Source organism: Polaribacter batillariae (genome assembly GCF_017498485.1).
GTDB classification, from domain to species: Bacteria; Bacteroidota; Bacteroidia; order Flavobacteriales; family Flavobacteriaceae; genus Polaribacter; species Polaribacter batillariae.
Genome location: NZ_CP071795.1, coordinates 1,855,884 through 1,875,056 on the forward strand (window position 1 = coordinate 1,855,884; position 19,173 = coordinate 1,875,056).

A 19,173-nucleotide genomic window follows, 5' to 3' on the forward strand; every position below is an offset into this window, starting at 1 on the left:
TTGTGGAGAAATCTTAAGAATTAATTTTTTAAAAACACAAAATGGCAACATTTCACAAAGTAAACATACAAGAAATAAAACACGAAACCGCAAATGCGGTTTCTGTTGTATTTGAGATTCCCGAAAATTTAAAATCAGCCTTTCATTTTACTGCTGGGCAATATATAACGCTTCAAACACAAATTAATGGCGAAGAAATTCGAAGAGCATATTCCATTTGTTCTACGCCAAATAGTGGCGAAATTAGAGTTGCCATTAAAGCCGTTGAAAATGGAACATTTTCTGTTTTCGCAACCACTCATTTAAAAGCAGGTGATGTTCTCGAAATTTCTGAACCAGAAGGGCGCTTTTTGTTAAATACAGCTGCAAATAAAAATTACATCGCATTTGCTGCTGGCTCTGGTATTACTCCTATCTTGTCTATGGTAAAAACAGTTTTAGAAACAGCACCAACTTCTAACTTTACATTGGTTTACGGAAACAAAACAGTTGCAGACACTATTTTTTATGATGAATTAAACGCCCTAAAAGAATCGTTTTCTAACAGATTTAAACTGCATTATATTTTCAGTAGAGAAGAAGTAAAAAATCAATTAAGAGGTAGAATCGACAAAAGCGTAACAAATTATTTCGTTAAAAATAGATACAAAGAAACTTCTTTTGATGCTGCTTTTTTATGCGGACCAGAAGAAATGATTCATGAGGTTTCTAAAACTTTAGAAAACAACAATATCTCGAAAGAAAATATTTATTTTGAATTGTTTACAACTTCCGAAGATAAAGAAGCTCTATCTGAAGTAAAAGAAGGAACTACAGAAATTACAGTGCTGTTAGATGATGAAGAAACTACTTTTACAATGCAACAAACAGACGATATTTTGGCGGCCAGTTTGCGTAACAATTTAGATGCACCTTACTCTTGCCAAGGTGGTGTTTGTAGTTCTTGTATGTGTAAAGTTACCGAGGGAAAAGCGGTAATGGTTAAAAATTCTATTTTAACGGACGGTGAAATTGAAGAAGGTTTTATTTTAGCTTGCCAAGCACACCCAACAACTGCAAAAATTACAATTGATTTTGATGATGTTTAAAACGTTTTTACTGTTTTTTGAATTGGACAATTATTTTGGTTGAATACTAAAAAATATAAAGGAATAGCCTCAGATTTTAGAATATGAAAAAAATAATACTTCTCTTAACAATAATTCTAACAAGCTGTTCACGACCATTATACATAAAAGATAAACGCTTTAATTGCAATAATGTGAAATACAAAATGGATTCTGATTTAAAAGAATTGGTTTACAAATCACTTCAAAGAGCAGTTGTAGTTGAAAAAGATATACAAGAATACCAATCTATTTGGAAAAAAAATAGAATATATGTACTAAATCGATTTCAACTAAACGAAACTTTAGTTCTATCTAAATTTGATTCGGTAAAGAATGCTTATGAAATAAATTCAAAGAAGGATTATAAATATTTAAAATTAGATGAAATTCCAAATGAAATAGGAAATGTAGCTTTTTGCCTTAAATCTAAATCGGAATTACAAAAAATTGCAGACAAAACTCGGGAAGATTTTCTATTTCTTTCTTTTAGTATGATAAAAATTGAAAAAGAAACTGCAACCATTAAAATTAATAATACTTGGAAAGTAAGCAAACATTCAAAGAAAATATATTTAAGTGGAGGTGGCTACACTTGTAAGTATCAAAAAATAAACGGTGAGTGGAAGTTTAACAAAATAATTAGTAGATGGATTTCTTAAAAAGTTAATAAATAATTCACATCCCACTTCCACAATAACATATTTATTTTTTACATCTAGATTCAATTCTAAATACCAAATCAAAAAAAAGAAATAGATTTTAATCGTATATAAAATTCCGTATTTTTGTAAACTATGGATTTTTACGATTTTAAAAATGCTTTTTTAATAGGTTTTTTCATGGCTTTTATGATTGGACCTGTTTTTTTTATGCTCATTCAAACTAGTATTTTAAAAGGTGCAAGAGCCGCAATTGCTTTCGATTTAGGCGTTCTTTTAGGTGATGTTTCTTTTATTTTAATTGCTTATTATGGCAGTAGATCTTTATTAGAAAAAATAAAAGACGACCCTCGTTTATTTTTTATTGGCGGTTTGGTTTTAATCATTTATGGGCTGATTACTTATTTAGATAAATCTAACAAAAAAGAAGCAATTGAAACCTCTAAAATGGTAGATGTACCCATAAAAAACAACTATGTAAAGCTATTTATAAAAGGTTTTTTCTTAAACTTTATAAATATTGGTGTTTTGGCTTTCTGGTTAGGAACTGTCTTGGTTATTGGGCCTACTTTAGATATGGACCAAAATGCTATTTTTTCTTATTTTGGCGTTATTTTACTGGGATATTTTGTTACAGATATTGGTAAAATTCTTTTGGCAAAACAACTAAAAAGTAAAATGACACCTTTAGTTGTTTACAAAGTAAAAAAAATTATGGGCATTCTTTTAATTGTTTTTGGTTTTTTATTAATGCTAAAAGGGTTTATTCCGAACGAAAGAATTGATGAGTTTTTGCACTAATTTTAATGTATAAATATAATAGCTTCCTAAATAAAAAAACACTTTAATTGCTATTGCTGTAAAGACCTCATTATATTCAAAATTAAAAAATCGATCGAGAAATTTTTCATCTAAATAATTATTTACATATGGAAAAAATAGCATATTTAAATATTAACCTGAGTTCGATCTAAGGATTTAGCAAAACAGAGCTAATTGCGCTGTACTTTTTGTTTAAAATTTAATAGATGGTTTCTTTTCTTGAAAAGAATAAGCAATAAGACTAGCTACTAAATTTGTGATAAAATTACCAAAACTTCTATGTCTAGAATGTTCAGCTTGGGCGATATTTTTAAGTTGGTCATTAATTGTTTCTATAATTAATCTTTTGCGCAGTAATATTTTGTCACGCATTGTCATTAGCACATTTTTTATATTATTTTTCATCCCGGTAACTAAATGCAGTCCATCTTCAAAAAGTAATTGAGTGATTTCTTTTGAAATATGCCCTTCATCAGTTGAATGCTTTTGAACATAGAAAAGGTAAAAATGTTTGAATGTTCTAATATTACTGGTATGAAAAAGAACAGTATATGGTTAATACTTCACTTGTTAACATTTTAAAAGAACGATTTCTTTTCTTTTTTCCGTCTGAAATCGTTCTTTTTTGAAAAGCAGGCTCAAAAACTTAACAAAAATCGTCAATATCAAAAAAAATTGTAGTAATTTTATCTATGGAAATCATAAGTAGAAAATTAGTTAAATAATTGATATACAATACTTAAATATACTAATTTTCTACTTTTTTTAAAATAAAAAAATAGGATTTCTTGCGTCGAACTCAGGTTTTTAGTAAATTTAATGGTGGTTGAATTGATAATTTGATAACAATTAATTAAAAGATAAGGTTTTTTAAGTTTTAATTTTGCTATTATGTTTGTCTAAAATTCTTCATCTCATCTAAAGAAACAATTTTAAAGCTAAACCAAACAATAATTTGTTAAAGAAAGAAGATATTACCAAAGAAGATTTTAATGTTCTTTTAGATAAAGGGCATAGGTATGCTTTTGAGGTTATCTACAAACTTTATTACAATAAACTCCTGCATATAGCCATAAGCTATTTGAGGTCTAAAGAAGAAGCAGAAGGTGTTATTCAGAATGTTTTTTTAAAACTCTGGGTGCAAATGGATAACATTAAAGAGATAATAAATATAAATGCCTATTTGTTTACCCTTACTAAAAACCACTGCCTAGACATTATCAAGCATAAAAAAGTGAAGTTAAAATATGTTGAGGATAAGAAATCAATTATTCAAACTCAATATATTAAAGATTCTACAGCTGCTTTACTTTTGGAAAATGAACTTCAAAAAAGAATAGTTGAGGCTATTGACAAGCTTCCCGAAAAATGCAAAAAAATATTTATTGAAAGTCGGGTTAATGGGCGTAAAAGTAAAGAAATAGCAGAGATTTATTCTATTTCAAAAAAAACGGTAGATAACCTTTATCGAATGGAATTAGGCTTATGAGGCTTCATCTAAAGGATTTTATCACTGTATTTTTAATCTTTTTTATAAGCGACTAGGTATAAATTGTTCTTGAATCGTCTTTATTTATATACCGATTTCATGAACAAGCAATTACTACATAAATACCTTAAAGGAACGTCTTCACCAGAGGAAACAAAATGGGTAGAAGAGTGGATTCTTCAATCCAAAGAAAACACGTCTTATTTTAACCAAATTAAGACTGAGTTTATAATAAATACTTTTGAAAATACATCTAAAGAAGTTTCCGTTAACAAATCTTATCAGGTTTTTAAATCTAAACACATCAAACCAAAATCAGTTAAGTCAAGACATTATGTTTCTGTTTTAAAATATGCCGCTGTTTTCTTGATTCTTCTAACCTCAAGTTATTTTATTTATATAAATCAATCAAGAACTAAAGAATTCATCATTCCAGATAATGTTGTAACGCTTGAGTTGCAAGATGGAACCAAGAAAATTATTGATGAAGAGGGAACACTTATAATTTTAGGTAAAAACAAAAAAGTTTTAGGAAAGCAAGAAGGAAAACAACTTATATATAAAAAGGGAGATCTCAAAAGGAGTTGGCATATAATACACTTAATGTGCCTTATGGAAAAACTTTTGAATTAAGATTATCTGATGGAACAGTAGTTCATTTAAATGCAGGCTCTTCAATAACATACCCTGTGGAGTTTATTGAAGGAAAAAACAGGCAAGTTTCCATTACAGGCGAAGCTTATGTAAATGTAACTAAAGATTCTTTGCACCCATTTATTGTAAGTTTGAATGATTTAAACGTTCGTGTTTTGGGAACACAATTTAATGTTTCGGCATATCCAGAAGATAACGTTTCTGAAATTGTTCTTGTCGAAGGTTCTGTGGCCATGTATGGTAAAAAAGAAAAATTCAATAAAGAAGCCTCTGTGCTTTTAGAACCGGGTTTTAAAGGGCGTTTTAATAAACAAAATCATGGCATAACTAAAAATAAGGTTATTACAAGTACTTATACCTCTTGGGTAAACGGTAAATTGGTTTTTAGAAATATGACTTTTGAAAACATCCTTAAAAAATTAGAAAGACATTACAATGTTAACATAGTAAACAAAAACAAAACATTATCCCAAAAGAAATTTAATGCCAATTTTGGAAAAGAACCTCTCGCAAATGTACTAAACGAACTGAAGAAGTACTACGGAGTACAATATGGTATGCCAACCAAACACAAAATACCTACATTAGAAAAAGTGCTCAAGTTGTGTAAAGATAAGATTCTTGTTTTTTTAGATAAAGGCTATGAGTATGTTCCGGAGGTTATGTTTATAGTGCAAAAATTAAATATGCAAAATCAAATATTTTTTGAAGGCAAACATAATTACTCCACAATAAAATCACGATATGGCACAATGTTAAAGGATCGTAATTATATGCCCCGTGCAAAAGTAAATCGAGATACAGCAAAGTTTAAAAATTATGTGTTTCCGTTTTTAAAATCAGATGCTCGGATATTTATTTGTTCGGTGGATAGTGCTGAAGTAAGTTACGCAAAACCATTCATTCAAAAAATAAAGAGTAAAAACAAAAAAATTATGCTTACAACACTTTGGGGTAACACTTGTGCTGGCTATACAGATGATGCAGCTGTAAATAATCCAGAAGCTAATTGGGGAAAAGTCATTGATTTAGGAGCAGATTTAATTTGTACAGATAGACCCAAAATGCTATTGGAGTATTTAAGAAAAAAAGAACTACATAATTAATAGCAGATTTAAATTACAAATAAGCATAATTAATTTATCAATTGCAAATAATGTAACCGTATATAAATCTTATAATTTAAAGATTTTTAATACTGACCTCTACTACAATTTACAACAAAACCCTTGATTTTACAAGGGTTTTATGTTTTCGGAAGATGCCTAACAAACAAAAAACTTACAAATTTTAAATATCTGTGAGGGCTTTAATTAAAATGTTATAAAAAAATCTTAGGCTATTTGTAAACGTTGTTCTCTAAATTAATATCTGCCATTAATTTACTTTTATCTATTTCTACAGATTTTACTGTTTTAGAAGTTGTTAAAGAGTACGTTGGCATTGCCCAACCCCAAGCATCTAAAACTGTTGCTGTTGTTGGTTTATGACCTCTCATCATACGTAAAGGAATGTTAAAATTTTCTTTAGAACCATCTGTATAAATAACTTCTAAATCTATAGGCATTGGCATTTTTCCAATTCTTTCTAAAGTTATTGTTTTTCCATCTACAGATTTAATTCCGTAATCGATTGTGTGAATCGTTTGTGTCCATTCGTTTAAATACCAGCCTAAGTGAATTCCTGAAACTTTTTCCATAGAACGTTTTACATCATTTGGTGTTGGGTGCTTAAAACTAAAATCGTTAAAGTATTTTTTTAGACCTTTTGCAACATTTTCTTCACCAATTATATACTCTAATTGAGACAAGAACATACTTCCTTTTACATAACTAGCAACACTGTAAGCTGTGTTTAAATTGTATCTATCTGCATGTGTTGTAAGTGGTTCTTCGATATTGTTATTTACTACGTAGTTGTAACCTCTGTAAGGACCCGCATTTGGGTTTCCTTTACCTTTCTTTAAAATTTCGTGAGTGGCTTTGGCAGAAATATAGCTTGTAAAACCTTCGTCCATCCATGGATGCTCACTTTCGTTAGAGGCTAATAAAAACTGAAACCAAGTATGTGCCATTTCATGTGCAGTTACGCCAAAAAGACTTCCAAATTTTCTTTCGCCTGTAATTAATGTGGACATTGCATATTCCATTCCACCATCTCCACCTTGTATTACAGAGTATTGTTTGTATGGATATTTGCCAATATGTTTGCTAAAATACGCCATTAATTCGGCTGTTGGTTCTTGCAAATCTTTCCAGTTTTTTAAATATTCTGCATCTAAGGTTTTTTTGTATAAGAAATGTAAATCGATACCAACTGGCATTTTTAAAATATCGTGATTATAATCTGGATCTGCAGCCCACATAAAATCGTGTACGTTGGGTGCTTTAAAATGCCATGTTAATTTGTTTGTATTTGGTACATTTAAAGGTTTCGATGTATCTTCATAACCATGACCAATTTCTTGCGGATTTTGTAAATATCCTGTTCCACCAACCACATAATTTCTATCAATCGTTAATTTTACATCAAAATTTCCCCAAACTCCATGAAACTCGCGAGCAATATAAGGTGGTGTATGCCAACCTTCAAAATCGTATTCTGCCATTTTTGGATACCATTGAGACATCGATAAAGCAACACCTTCTTTATTATTTCTTCCAGAACGCCTAATTTGAACAGGAACTTGTGCCTCGAAATCCATATCGAAAGTTACACTTTCTCCAGATTTAATAGGTTTATTTAGGGTTACTTCTAAAATTGTACCCACAGTTTTATAAGAAACTGCAGCCCCATTTTGTTTTAAAGAATTTACTTTTATATAACCAATTTCATTAGGTTGCAACTTGCTAATTCTATCTCTTACTCTTCCATCTGGGTCTTTAATGTTTAAAGATCTTACATCCATTTGAGAGCCTGGTTGAAATGCATTAAAATACAAGTGGTAATATACTTTGTCTAATTCGTCTGGAGAATTATTTGTATAAACAGCTTTTTGTATTCCTTTGTATTGATAGTTGTTTACGTCCATATCAATATCCATCTTATAATCTATATGCTGTTGCCAATATGTGGTAAACTTTGCACTGTTTTTATCTTTAGTATTATGCACTTCTTTAGAGTTTGCACAAGAGGTTAACAACAGTAAGAAGCTCCATAAAAAGAGTAATTTTTTCATATGTAAATTATTTAGTTTGCTATAAAAATAAAAAACAGCGATGTAATTATCGCTGTTTTCTAATTATTTCTTTCCGTTTACAATTCTATCTGCCATTTTTAAAGCATTGTAAGCGTTTACAATTCTACCAGAAACCGATAGTTCTGAAAACGGTACTTTCTCGCCATCTGGTTTTTCTCTTGATTGAGATCCTGGTTTGATAACATCGAAATTAATTTTAATTCCAGAGTTCATTAAAATATGTTTTACTTGGCTTGCAGATAGTTGTGGGTAATAAGAACGAACCAAAGCTGCAACACCTGCTGCAGAAGGCGCTGCCATAGAAGTTCCACTATTAAATGCGTATTTATCTGCTGGCATTGTCGCATAAATATCTACTCCTGGAGCAAAAACATCTACATTCTTTTTTCCGTAATTAGAAAAAGAGGCTGGTAAGTTTTCGTTATAATTTAAACTCATTGCACCAACGGTTAGTACATTGTCTGAAATTTCGTTAATTAAATCGTCGGAATCGTTTGGGTATGTTCTTATTTCATCGATATTATTACCATCGTTTCCAGCCGCGTTTACGATTAAAACATCGTTTTTTGCTGCGTATTTAATCGCATCATAAACCCATTGTTTGTGAGGCGAATATGGTTTTCCGAAACTTGTATTAATTACTTTTGCGCCATTATCTACTGCATATCTAATTCCTAAAGCAACATCTTTATCGTGCTCATCTCCATCTGGAACAACTCTTACAGCCATAATTTTTACATTATTGGCAACTCCATTTACACCTTTGTTGTTGTTTCTAGAAGCTGCAACAATACCTGCAACATGTGTTCCATGGCTTTCTAATTCTTTAGACCCAATTACGTTGTTGTTTCCATAATTTGTATCTGTAATATCGTTTAAATCGTCTCCCATAGATTGACGAGCGTTAAAGTCTAAATCGTAGCTTTTAGAGGCTTCTTTTCCTTTTTTATAGTCCATTAATTGCTTTTTATAGTTTAGCAATTCTTTTTCGGTAGCACCTCTACTTAAAAGGTTGGTAATGTCTGCAATTTTTGCAGCTAGTTTTGGATCTGTAGGTTTTGCATTCTTTAAATCGTCTATTGTATAATTATCTTTTCCAAGAAAAGCTTTAACATCTTTAAAGTTTTGTTCTATTTGATTGATACGTTCTGCTGTTTGTGCTAAATTGATTAATTCTTTCTTGTGAGCTTCAACAGATTTTGTGTATTTTTCTTTTAGTTTTAAATATTGTTCAAATTCTGCTTTATCTTCTTCTGCAATTTCAGAAGCTTTTTTATTGCCGAATTTATCCATTCCGTTTTTAACAATTCTTGTTAGTTCTAACTGGTCTGCATTTACAATTCTACCATCTTTGCTACCTAAGAAATTCCAACCATGTATATCGTCTGTAAAACCATTCTTGTCATCATCTTTATGGTTTCCAGCAATTTCTTTTGGGTTTGTCCAAACCACATCTTTTAGATCTTCGTGTTCTACATCTACACCAGAATCTGCAATGGCAACAATTACAGGAACTCCTTTTTTATTTTGAATAAATTGGTACGCTTTGTCGATACTCATTCCAGGAATAGAATCTGTTAACAAATCTAAGTGACTCCACGTTTGTCTTTCAGGTTCTAATAATGCTGCTTTTTTCGCAGGAATATTAATACCATTATTTGTTCCACTAGGAACAGGAATTGTGGTTACTGAAGTTTTACAACTTGCTAAAAAAATACCAGCTGCAGCTGTAAAAATAATTGGTTTTAGTACTCTCATCTCTCTTGTCTATAATTAAAATATATCTGTAAATTTATGTGTGTTTTTTAATCGTACACCTTTTTCTGTATGCTGTACAGTACAAATTTCGTTGTGTGCATCGTGTTCTAAAAAAAGGAAGTAATTATTGTCTGCAGCTTCCTTTAAAAAAACTTCTTTTTCTTTAAGGGTTAGCAAAGGTCTGGTATCATACCCCATTACATAAGGCAAAGGAATGTGCCCAGTTGTTGGTAATAAATCTGCCATAAAAACAATGGTTTTGCCTTTGTAGGTTAGTTTTGGCAACATTTGTTTTTCTGTATGACCGTCCATAAACAAAACATCGAAACCTATTTGATCTTTTGCATTTCTGTGAATAAAATGTAATTGTCCGTTTTCTTTTATAGGATTAATATTTTCTTTTAAAAACGACGCTTTTTCTCTTGGGTTTGGTTCTGTTGCCCATTTCCAATGCTTATCATTAGACCAAACTTTCGCATTTTTAAAAGCCGGAATTAACAAACCGTCTTTGTTTCTTTCGATAACTCCTCCACAATGATCGAAGTGCAAATGGGTTAGAAAAACATCTGTAATATCGTCTTTATGAAACCCAAGTTTTGCTAAAGACGTTTCTAAAGAAAAATCGCCAAACAGGTAATAGTATCCAAAAAATTTATCTGATTGTTTCGAACCCAAACCTGTGTCGATTAAAATTAATCGATTTTTATCTTCAATAAGCATGCAACGCATACTCATGTCTATTAAATTGTTGGCATCTGCAGGATTCGTTTTTTGCCAAATTGTTTTTGGAACGACGCCAAACATGGCGCCTCCATCTAACTTAAAATTTCCTGTTTCTATGGGATAAATCTTCATACTATAAAACTAAAAATCATTAAAAATTATTTATAAAAATAAAAATTTAATGATCTATAAAATCGTAAAACACAAACTCTTAAAATTTGCGACCTACAAAGATGAAGAAAATTTAATGATTTTCTGTTAAGAAATATCTAATACTTTAAGATGTATAACTAGGTTTTTTTGTGGTTTTACTAATTTTAATCTTACTTAAAAATTTCGATAGTTTTAAAATCAAAAAAACACTTAGTGCAAGCCCTGCAATTACCAATATTAATTGAATATCTAAAAAGTTTTCTGTTGTTGCAATAGAATCTGGTGGTAAAATTTGTAAAAACATGGTTTGTAGCTTTAAAGATTGGTGTACCAAAAGTACTAGAGACTAAAATTAAAAATTTTATTTTTCGATAAATGGTCTTCTTATTTCGTTAAAAGGCCATTTGCTAACTTTAAACCATTTACTCTTTTATAATTATTTCTTGCTGTATTTCATTTCCTAAATTGTCGGTTACAGAAATGGTGTAAGTTCCTACTTTATATTTAATGGCTACATTATGAATCTCTTTTGTTGAAGTTATAAACTCGCTATTTACATACCAAAACAACATTGCTTCTTTGTTAGAGTGTGCTACTTTTAAAATAAGTTCGTTCTTTTTTCCATCGAAATTTTTAGGTAAAAAAATGCTACTTTTTTCTGTGGGATATATAAACTTCATCGTGTTTTTTGTTTCGCCCAAACAATCGTTTCTAAATTTTGGTAAGGGTTTGTAAAACGGATTATTTTCTTTGTAATAATACTCCATTAAAGGTGGTAACACAAACCAAGATTTTTGTTGTATGTGGCTCAAATTCTCACAAGAGGTATTTACTTGATAATTTTCTGAATTACCTACATTTATAAGTATATGATATGGACAAGGAGCTGTTTTTAATCCTGAATTTTGAATAAATTCTTGTTTTTTTTCTTCACAAATCTCGGTTGCTCTGTAGCCACTTTTGGCACAAATTGCAACTTCGGTCATTTCATCAAAAGGTTTTTCGAACCAGTTAGAATTGGGCAATTTATCGAAAATATCGAACAAAATCGGCGCTGCTGTCTGTACACCCACCAAACCTGGTCTTCCTTCTCCATCTGCATTTCCTACCCAAACGCCCACCACAAAATCTTTGGTTGTGCCAATTGCCCATGCGTCTCTAAAACCAAAACTTGTGCCTGTTTTCCATGCAATTTGTTTAGATGAATCGAAAAACTCCCAGTTTTCTTCGGAATTTGGTCTGTTAACCTCTTTTAAACTTTCGAAAGTTAAGTAAATGGAAGCTGCATCAAAAATTATTTTTTCGGGTATTTTTTCTCCGAAATCGACAGTCTTATCAGCAAAAAAAGTAGGCTCTAAAAATTCGTTTGTAAAATATCTGCTAGAGTTTTGGTTGTAATGATTTACTGTAGAAGCTAAAGAAGCGTAGCTTTTGCATAAATCCCACAAATTACTTTCTGCACCACCCAAAGCCAACGTTAAGCCATAATAATTGGCATTGTTTCGAAGGTCTTTTAACTTTAGTTGCTGTAAATAATGATGAAATTTTTCCAATCCAAAATGCTGTAACATTCTAACTGTTGGCACATTTAAAGATCTCGATAATGCCATTTTTGCTGAAACTGCGCCAGCGTATTTTTTATCGAAATTTTCTGGTGTGTAACTTCCAAAATGCGTTGGAATATCTGCTACCAAAGTATTGGGTAACAGTTCTCCAGAGTCTAACATCGCTGCATATAAAAAAGGTTTTAAAACACTTCCTGTACTTCTGGGCTTATCGATAATATCTACGTCTTTTTGGTGTTTTTTGTCTGTTGGCGAATTGCCAACATAAGCTAAAACTTGTCTTGTTTTTACATCTAACACCAAAATAGCAATATTATAAACTCCGTTTTTACTTAAAACATTGTAATGATTTTTTACAATTTCATTTGCCTGATTTTGTAATTTTTGATTGATTGTTGTTTTTACAAACCTACCTTTATTTGTTTGATTGATTTTTTGCAACAAATGTGGTGCTATTTGCGGAATTGGATACGCTTTTTGAGGCAATTCTTCGAGAATTGACAATTCGTACGTTAAAGAATCGATAATTTTTTTTACGAGTAACTTCTTTAACAATCGATTTCTTTTGGTTAATAATTTATGCTGATTTTTTCCTGGATAAATTAAGTTAGGTGCATTTGGCAACACTGCTAAAGTTGCAGATTCTGCCCAAGATAAATCTGTAGATTTTCTATTAAAATACCGCCAAGAAGCAGCATCTAAACCCACAACATTTCCTCCAAAAGGTGCGTTTGAACTCCAAAAAGCAATAATTTCTTCTTTGCTTGCTCTTATTTCTAAACGTGTTGCCAAAATAAGTTCTTTCAACTTTTCGAAATAGGTTCTGTTTCTATTGTCTCTACTCAATCGAATAACTTGTTGCGTAATGGTACTGCCTCCTCTTTTTACACTTCCTGCTTGTATATTCTGTTTTAAAGCTTTCAATATCGAAATCGGATTAAAACCAGGATGCTTGTAAAAATATTCGTCTTCAAACTGAATTAAACAGGTTTTAAATTTCTGTGGAACAGAATCGTTTTTTGGAAATCGCCATTGACCATCTTCTGCTATTAAAGCACCCAATAATTGATTGTTTTTACTCGTAATTACAGTTGATGTTGGTTTTGTAAACAACTCTTTTGGTAAACAAAAAACATAGAAAAGCAACAGAATAACAAAGAGTATTGTTTTCTTTTTGTGCTTTGCAATAAGGGGTTTAAACCCTTTGTTATTGTTTATTTTTTTCATATTTGTGTATTCTCCTGCAAGGTTTCTAAAACCTTGTAGGTATTTTGTTTCCTGAAAGGTTTTAGCAACCTTAGGTATTTTGAGTTATACCTACAAGGTCTTTAAGACTTTGCAGGAATGTCTTTGAGACCTTGCAGGATAGAATAATTTTGCAAGATCAAATATCTCAGAATAAAACATCTTCCCTACTTTACCACTTCTACCCAACGCCCTTTTGTTCTTACCAAATAATCGTTATCGTACATTGCTTCTACCTGAATTCCTGGTAAGTAATAGTTTCCTAAATACGCAGCATTTAGCAATACTTTAAAGGTTTTGGTTTCTGGTTTTTTTCGATTTTTATACAAATCGAAATAGAAATTTACACGGTCGTCTCTAATATCTGTATAACGTGCTTCGCTTTTGGTGGTTGAACCAAAATCGGTAAATCGCGTGTTTACAATTTCCCATCCTGATGGAAAAATTTGGGTTAAAGCAATGTCTTTTACGGTTTCGTTTTGGGGATTGCTTACCAAAATTTCTGCCACAAAATCCTGACCTTGTTTTAAATTATTAATGTCGATTGTTTCTCCTTTTAAATTTTTATAAATTACAGAAACACTCAATCCGCTTTTTTCTTCGATTTCTTTTCCTAAAGGCAATTTCCCTGAATTGATAATTCGTGCAAAAACAACATTATTATCATTATTTTTTATGCTGATGAAATTTTCGCCTTCATTTACAGTTATGGGTCTTTGAATAAAAGAATTTTGCGTATTTACAGTCGTTGTTTTTCCTTTATTTGTATAGTTTACCTTAATGGATTTTCCGCCATTTTTAACCACCATTTTTCCAATCGCCAACAAACTGTATGCGGTAGATTGTGTGCTCATCCATTGGTTACTTGATAATTTTTTTGAGATTGATTTTGCTAAATCTTTTACTTTGTTATGGTTTGTTAAAACCATCGTTTCTAATGCCATTGCTTGGTTTCTTATTACAGAACCGTAGGTATAATAATTGTAACCTTCGAAATTTAAATTGGCTTTTTGCATAATTTCTTCGCTGGCTTCTTTTTGCCCAACCAAAGCATAAGCTGCTGCCAATCGCCATTTTGCTTCGTTAGAAATTTGTTTGAATTCTCGCAACCTATTCATCGCAGATAAATCTGGGCTTCCTGCCAAAGCTAGTGTATATAATCTGTAGGCTTGCGCTAAACCTGTTTGGTAATTCTCGTAATTTGGGCGCCAATTTCTTGCCGCATTTTTCTGGTATTTTATAAAATTACTTTTAAAGGTTAAGGGTAAAACAAATCCTTTTTTTTCTGCTTCTAACAGAAAATGACCAGCATAACTTGTGCCCCAATCGTTCGCATAATTTTCTCCTATCCAATAACTCATGCCTCCATTTGCTTGCTGAAAATGGCTTAATCTTTTGATTCCTTTTTCTATATTATTTTGAATTTCTTGTTTCTTATTTTGAGTTAAATCGAAAAGGTCGTTCAAAAATAATTGTGGAAAAACGCTAGACGTCGTTTGCTCTAAACATCCATGAGGATAGCGAATTAAATATTGCAATCTGCCTGTAAAATTAATCGACGGAATGGTAGATAACTCTAAAATTGCACTGTTAGACCCTTCCACTCCAAAAGTATTAAAAGTAAATTTTTGTGTTTCTTTTCCTTTTACGGTTTTATCTATAACTCTTAAAGTAATCGGATTCGGATTTACCACATCTATCGCTACTTTATAGGTAGATTTTTCTCCATTGCCAGTCGCAATAATTTCAACTGTATTTACGCCATTTTCTTTTAAAACATCTAATTCGAAATACAGCATTTTTTCATCTGGTTTATTAAAATTTAATGTTTTTTTAGAATTTCCAATTACAGAAATTCCGTTAGAAGTTTTTACTTGAACCGTAACATTTTTTACTTTTTTATCCATCGTAAAAATGGTAATTGGTAGTGTTACTTTCTCTTTTGGAGAGAGTTTTCTTGGTAAAGTTGCCAAAACCATTAATGGTTTTTTAACAAGAACTGTTTTTTCTGTATTTCCAAAAGCTTCTTTATTTACATCTCCAGCAATAACCATTGTTCTTACAGAACCAATATAATTTGGTAAGGTAATTTTATGTGATTTGGTCGCTCCTTTTTCCAACTCAAATGGTCCTAAATATTTTACAACAGGCTTAAATCGGTTTGCTTTTTGGTTTTTTCCTTTGGCAATACTTCCATCTCCACCAATTGCAAAAACTTGGTCGATACTTCCTGAATAGGCGCCTATAACATCATCAAAAATATCCCATGTTTTTACGCCCAAAGCTTCTTTTGCGTAAAAAACATCATGTGCATTTGGCGTTTTAAATCGTGTTAAATCTAACAAACCTTCTTCTACAACAGCCAAAGTATAAGTCATTGGGTTTTGGTTTTTCTCAGAAACTTTTACGGTAAATTCTTTTTCTGGTTGCAGTTCATTAGGCATGGAAATTTGTGGTTCTAATCTGGTATTTTTGTCTTCTACCAAAATAGGAATTACACCATACAAACGCAAAGGCAAATCGTTTTCTGACACCTGATGTGGTTGCAATAACGAGATGTTTACAAATACATTTGGCGCCATATTTTTGTTGATTGGAATTTCTACAGAAGTGGTTCCTTTTGTTGTTTTTACCCATTTTGTTTCCAAAACTTGTGTTCCGTTTTCGATACTTACCAAGGCATTTCCTTCTTTTCCAGAAGGAAAAGTAATTTTTGCAGTTTCGCCAATGGTATAGCTTTCTTTATCTGCAGAAAATACCAACATTTTAGCAGCTTCTTTATCGGTAGAAGTAGTGTTTTGCCACCAATTTTTGTAAAAATAAGCTGTTCTTCCGGTTGCGTGACCGCTTTTTTTATCGATTACTCGTATTAAAAAACGCCCTTTATCGCTGTCTGGAATATTTAAATTGAAGCTTCCTTTTCCTTTGGAATTTGTACTAATTTTAAAGGTTTTGTATTTATTATGATAACTGCTTGATGTGTATCTCGATAAATTATCTTCAGAAGAACTCCACCACCAGCGCCATTCGATTTTATAGACTTCTACCTCAATTTGATCTCTTTGAATTGGATTTCCTTTTTCGTCCACAGAAACGACAGAAAAAGTTTGATTTTCATCTGTAAAAAACGAGCCATATCTATTTCCTTCAGGAGATTTTAAACCTACAAACGAAGAAAAAGGTGCATATTTTTTAGAGAAAGCATCTATGGAAAAATCTCCCCCGTTTTCAAAAGCTCTTACCAAAAACTGAACATTTAACATTCCTGGAGCGTTTTTGCCCACTTTTAATTTACTGCTAATTTTTGCAAATCCGTTTTCGTTTAACTTTCCTTCAAATACATTTATTTCTTCGGAAGAAAACTTTTTAGAAGGGTCTAAAAACACATAGTCTTTATAATTTTTAAAACTAAAATTCGTAGAACTAATTTTCGCTTTTACTTCTGCTTTTAAGCTTTTTGCAGGCGTTCCATGCAACCATTTTACGTCTAATGTTCCGTTGATTGATTTTTCGCTGGTTAGAATTTCTTCATCAAAATTTACTTTAATTTTAAGTCGGTTTGGTTTTACCGTTTCTACTTTTAGCGTCTTGTAAAACTTTGCGCCACCAACCGAAATTTTTGCAGCATAATTACCTGTTTTTGCTTCCGAAGATGTAACCACTGTAAATTTGTAAAAGTTATTTACATTTTCTGATGTTACTTTTCTGTACATTAATTTTCCACTTGGGTCTGTAACTTCTAATTTTATGGGATGTTTTTGTGGCAACTTATTCTCGGCATCATTTAGCACAAAAGTTAAGTGAATGGAATCTCCAGGTCGCCAAATACCACGTTCGCCATAAATGTATCCTTTTAGCCCTTTTTGGGTTTTGCTGCCTGCAACATTAAACTTACTTAAAGACAAAGAATTTCCGTCAAACAGTTTTACATACCCAAAATTATTTCCTTTAGAAACCACTGCAAATGAAGCTGTTTTAGGTGATGCTACATTTACGAATCCGTCTGAAGCTGTTCTTGTAGAGAGTATTTCTTGTTGCTGATAGTTGAATAATGTAACTTTCGCATCGACAATTGGTTGGGTGGTTAAAATATCTGTAATCGCAAAAAAGTAATTATTATTGGTTTCTTTTTTGGCGATAATACCTAAATTGGAAGCCAACAAATTTTGAGCGATAATTCGATCTTCGTTATAATAAGCATCGCTACATGGATTCTCTCTTTCTCGCCAATTGTAACTGTAATTTTTGTAGTTGTACAACTGATTGTTCCAATACAATTCTTCTCTTGCTTCTTCGTTTTCGATGTCGTTTAAATCGCTAAATTCTTCTTCTAGTTTCTTATCCCCTATAGTAGAATTTGTATTTTCTAAACAGTTATAAAATGCTTGATTTTTATTAAAACCTACCTCTACTCTGTAAATTGCACCTGGTTCTGTTTCTATTAATTTTGATAAATCTACACTATATGCTTTCCATTTTTGGGTATTGTTTTCTTCTTGATTAATTAAGGTAATGTTTTTTTTTGCAATTCTTCTTCCTACTCTTCTAATTGCATAACTATTGTTACTATTTAGATTGTTTTCTTGTAAAAATTGTAAGATATTGTCTTCGAAAATTTTAATTACTCGAACCTCTACTTGTCTTACATTTATGGCTTCGAAATTAAATTTTAAATTGTTAGAATTTGGCAGAATCGATCCATTGCTAACTGTTCTTATTTCTGGTTTTTTTTGCTCGAAAGTAACGGTTTCTTTGTGGGCTTTTTTTAATTGGTAATTGTCTGAATTTCTAATGCCTTGAAAAACATTTACCAAAACACTTCCAGCAAATCTATTGTTAGAAAAAACTTTTAATTCGTTTCCATTGACTATAAAACGTGGTTTTTTTTCATTTTGAATGGTAACCAAACCATCAAAATTTTGTTGCTTTTTTAGTGCATCAGAAAAATTAATAGAAATATATTGCTCTGTTTGGTTTACAATATTTATACTGGCAACTGTAAAGTTATTTTTACCCGCAATTGGTATAGCATCTTCTCCTTTAGAATTTGCGTTTATGGGTTTTCCATTCCAACTTATTTTTAATTTAGAATCTTCTACAAAACGATTGATGCTATCGATTTTAAACTCAAAATATTTTCCTTTTTTTACAGATTCGTTCCACACAATATTTTTTGAAACTCCATTTTGTGAGGCTTTTATTATTTTTTTTGCATTTTCTAAAGAGATAATATCTGCAGATTTTACAGCTCCTTCTAAATATTGAAATTCTTTAGAATACGATTGCAAATTGTGGGTTTGAATGCTAAAATTAGGTGTTAAGGTTTTAAATTGAAAGGTATATTCTTCGAACTTTTTAGCAGTATTTTTATAAATTTTACTCAATTTTACTGTAACCGTATATTCTGTATCTGCTTGTAAATTTTCATCAGGAATAAAAACAAAAGCATGTTTATTTACGGTTTTAATTTGCCCATTTACATATGGTTTTATCGATAAAATATCTGTAGAAATTTCTTGGTTTGCTTGCCAACTTTCTACCTCTTTTGCAAGGTTAATGTTTATTTTTTCTGTAACAGAAACCACACCAGAAGTTGTGTAGCTAATGTATTCTTTAAATTTAAAGATGTTATTGGTTTTTATTGCTTCTTTTTTACAAGAAAAAACTAAAAAGAAAGTAAGTATAAATGGAAGTATTTTTTTGAGCTTCATAAGAAATGTCTTTGATTTTACATCTCAAAGATATAAGATAAAGCCTAAGAATTTAATATAAATTAGAATTCGTAGAATTTCCTTTA

The 19,173-nt window shown here is 31.1% G+C and carries 12 protein-coding genes and 1 pseudogene; 6 read left to right on the forward strand and 7 right to left on the reverse strand.

Annotation, left to right across the window (positions count from 1 at the left end; translation table 11 throughout):
* Positions 1–41 precede the first annotated feature (41 nt).
* The 3 genes from JL193_RS07915 (at position 42) to JL193_RS07925 (ending at position 2,569) form a co-directional block, all read left to right on the forward strand.
* Positions 42–1,088: a ferredoxin--NADP reductase gene (locus JL193_RS07915; protein ID WP_207973261.1), complete on the forward strand. Its 1,047-nt coding sequence runs from the start codon at positions 42–44 to the stop codon at positions 1,086–1,088.
* A gap of 185 nt (positions 1,089–1,273) precedes the next feature.
* Entirely contained in the window at positions 1,274–1,768 is a 495-nt protein-coding gene (locus JL193_RS07920; RefSeq protein WP_207973262.1) for a hypothetical protein, read from the forward strand.
* 135 nt (positions 1,769–1,903) lie between these two features.
* Positions 1,904–2,569: a LysE family translocator gene (locus tag JL193_RS07925; RefSeq protein WP_207973263.1), complete on the forward strand. Its 666-nt coding sequence runs from the start codon at positions 1,904–1,906 to the stop codon at positions 2,567–2,569.
* A gap of 213 nt (positions 2,570–2,782) precedes the next feature.
* Here JL193_RS07925 and JL193_RS17160 read toward each other — a convergent pair.
* Positions 2,783–3,293: pseudogene (locus tag JL193_RS17160) on the reverse strand (transposase).
* Positions 3,294–3,545: 252 nt separating this feature from the next.
* On the opposite strand from JL193_RS17160, the gene JL193_RS07935 reads away from it, so the two are divergent.
* The 3 genes from JL193_RS07935 to JL193_RS07945 all read left to right on the forward strand — a co-directional run bounded on the left by JL193_RS07935 (position 3,546) and on the right by JL193_RS07945 (position 5,839).
* Positions 3,546–4,079 (forward strand): RNA polymerase sigma-70 factor, encoded by a 534-nt coding sequence (locus tag JL193_RS07935; RefSeq protein ID WP_207973264.1) that lies wholly within the window; start codon positions 3,546–3,548, stop codon positions 4,077–4,079.
* 99 nt (positions 4,080–4,178) lie between these two features.
* The gene (locus JL193_RS07940) at positions 4,179–4,712 is read left to right on the forward strand and encodes a hypothetical protein (RefSeq protein ID WP_207973265.1); all 534 of its coding nucleotides are present in this window, start codon (positions 4,179–4,181) and stop codon (positions 4,710–4,712) included.
* Positions 4,664–5,839, forward strand: a complete 1,176-nt coding sequence (locus tag JL193_RS07945) for a FecR domain-containing protein (protein ID WP_207973266.1) — start codon at positions 4,664–4,666, stop codon at positions 5,837–5,839. Before JL193_RS07940 ends, JL193_RS07945 begins: the two co-directional genes overlap by 49 nt.
* Before the next feature lie 233 nt (positions 5,840–6,072).
* Here JL193_RS07945 and JL193_RS07950 read toward each other — a convergent pair whose 3' ends face one another.
* The 6 genes from JL193_RS07950 to JL193_RS07975 all read right to left on the reverse strand — a co-directional run bounded on the left by JL193_RS07950 (position 6,073) and on the right by JL193_RS07975 (position 19,087).
* Positions 6,073–7,911, reverse strand: coding sequence for a M1 family metallopeptidase (locus JL193_RS07950; RefSeq protein ID WP_207973267.1), 1,839 nt, complete (start codon positions 7,909–7,911; stop codon positions 6,073–6,075).
* 63 nt (positions 7,912–7,974) lie between these two features.
* Positions 7,975–9,690, reverse strand: a complete 1,716-nt coding sequence (locus JL193_RS07955; RefSeq protein ID WP_207973268.1) for a S8 family serine peptidase — start codon at positions 9,688–9,690, stop codon at positions 7,975–7,977.
* A 15-nt stretch (positions 9,691–9,705) separates the two neighbouring features.
* A complete protein-coding gene (locus JL193_RS07960) occupies positions 9,706–10,545 on the reverse strand; it encodes an MBL fold metallo-hydrolase (protein ID WP_207973269.1) in 840 nt (279 codons plus the stop codon).
* 145 nt (positions 10,546–10,690) lie between these two features.
* Entirely contained in the window at positions 10,691–10,870 is a 180-nt protein-coding gene (locus JL193_RS07965; protein WP_207973270.1) for a hypothetical protein, read from the reverse strand.
* 118 nt (positions 10,871–10,988) lie between these two features.
* Positions 10,989–13,358, reverse strand: coding sequence for a penicillin-binding protein 1C (gene pbpC, locus JL193_RS07970; RefSeq protein WP_207973271.1), 2,370 nt, complete (start codon positions 13,356–13,358; stop codon positions 10,989–10,991).
* 185 nt (positions 13,359–13,543) lie between these two features.
* Positions 13,544–19,087, reverse strand: coding sequence for an alpha-2-macroglobulin family protein (locus JL193_RS07975; RefSeq protein WP_207973272.1), 5,544 nt, complete (start codon positions 19,085–19,087; stop codon positions 13,544–13,546).
* Positions 19,088–19,173: the final 86 nt, after the last annotated feature.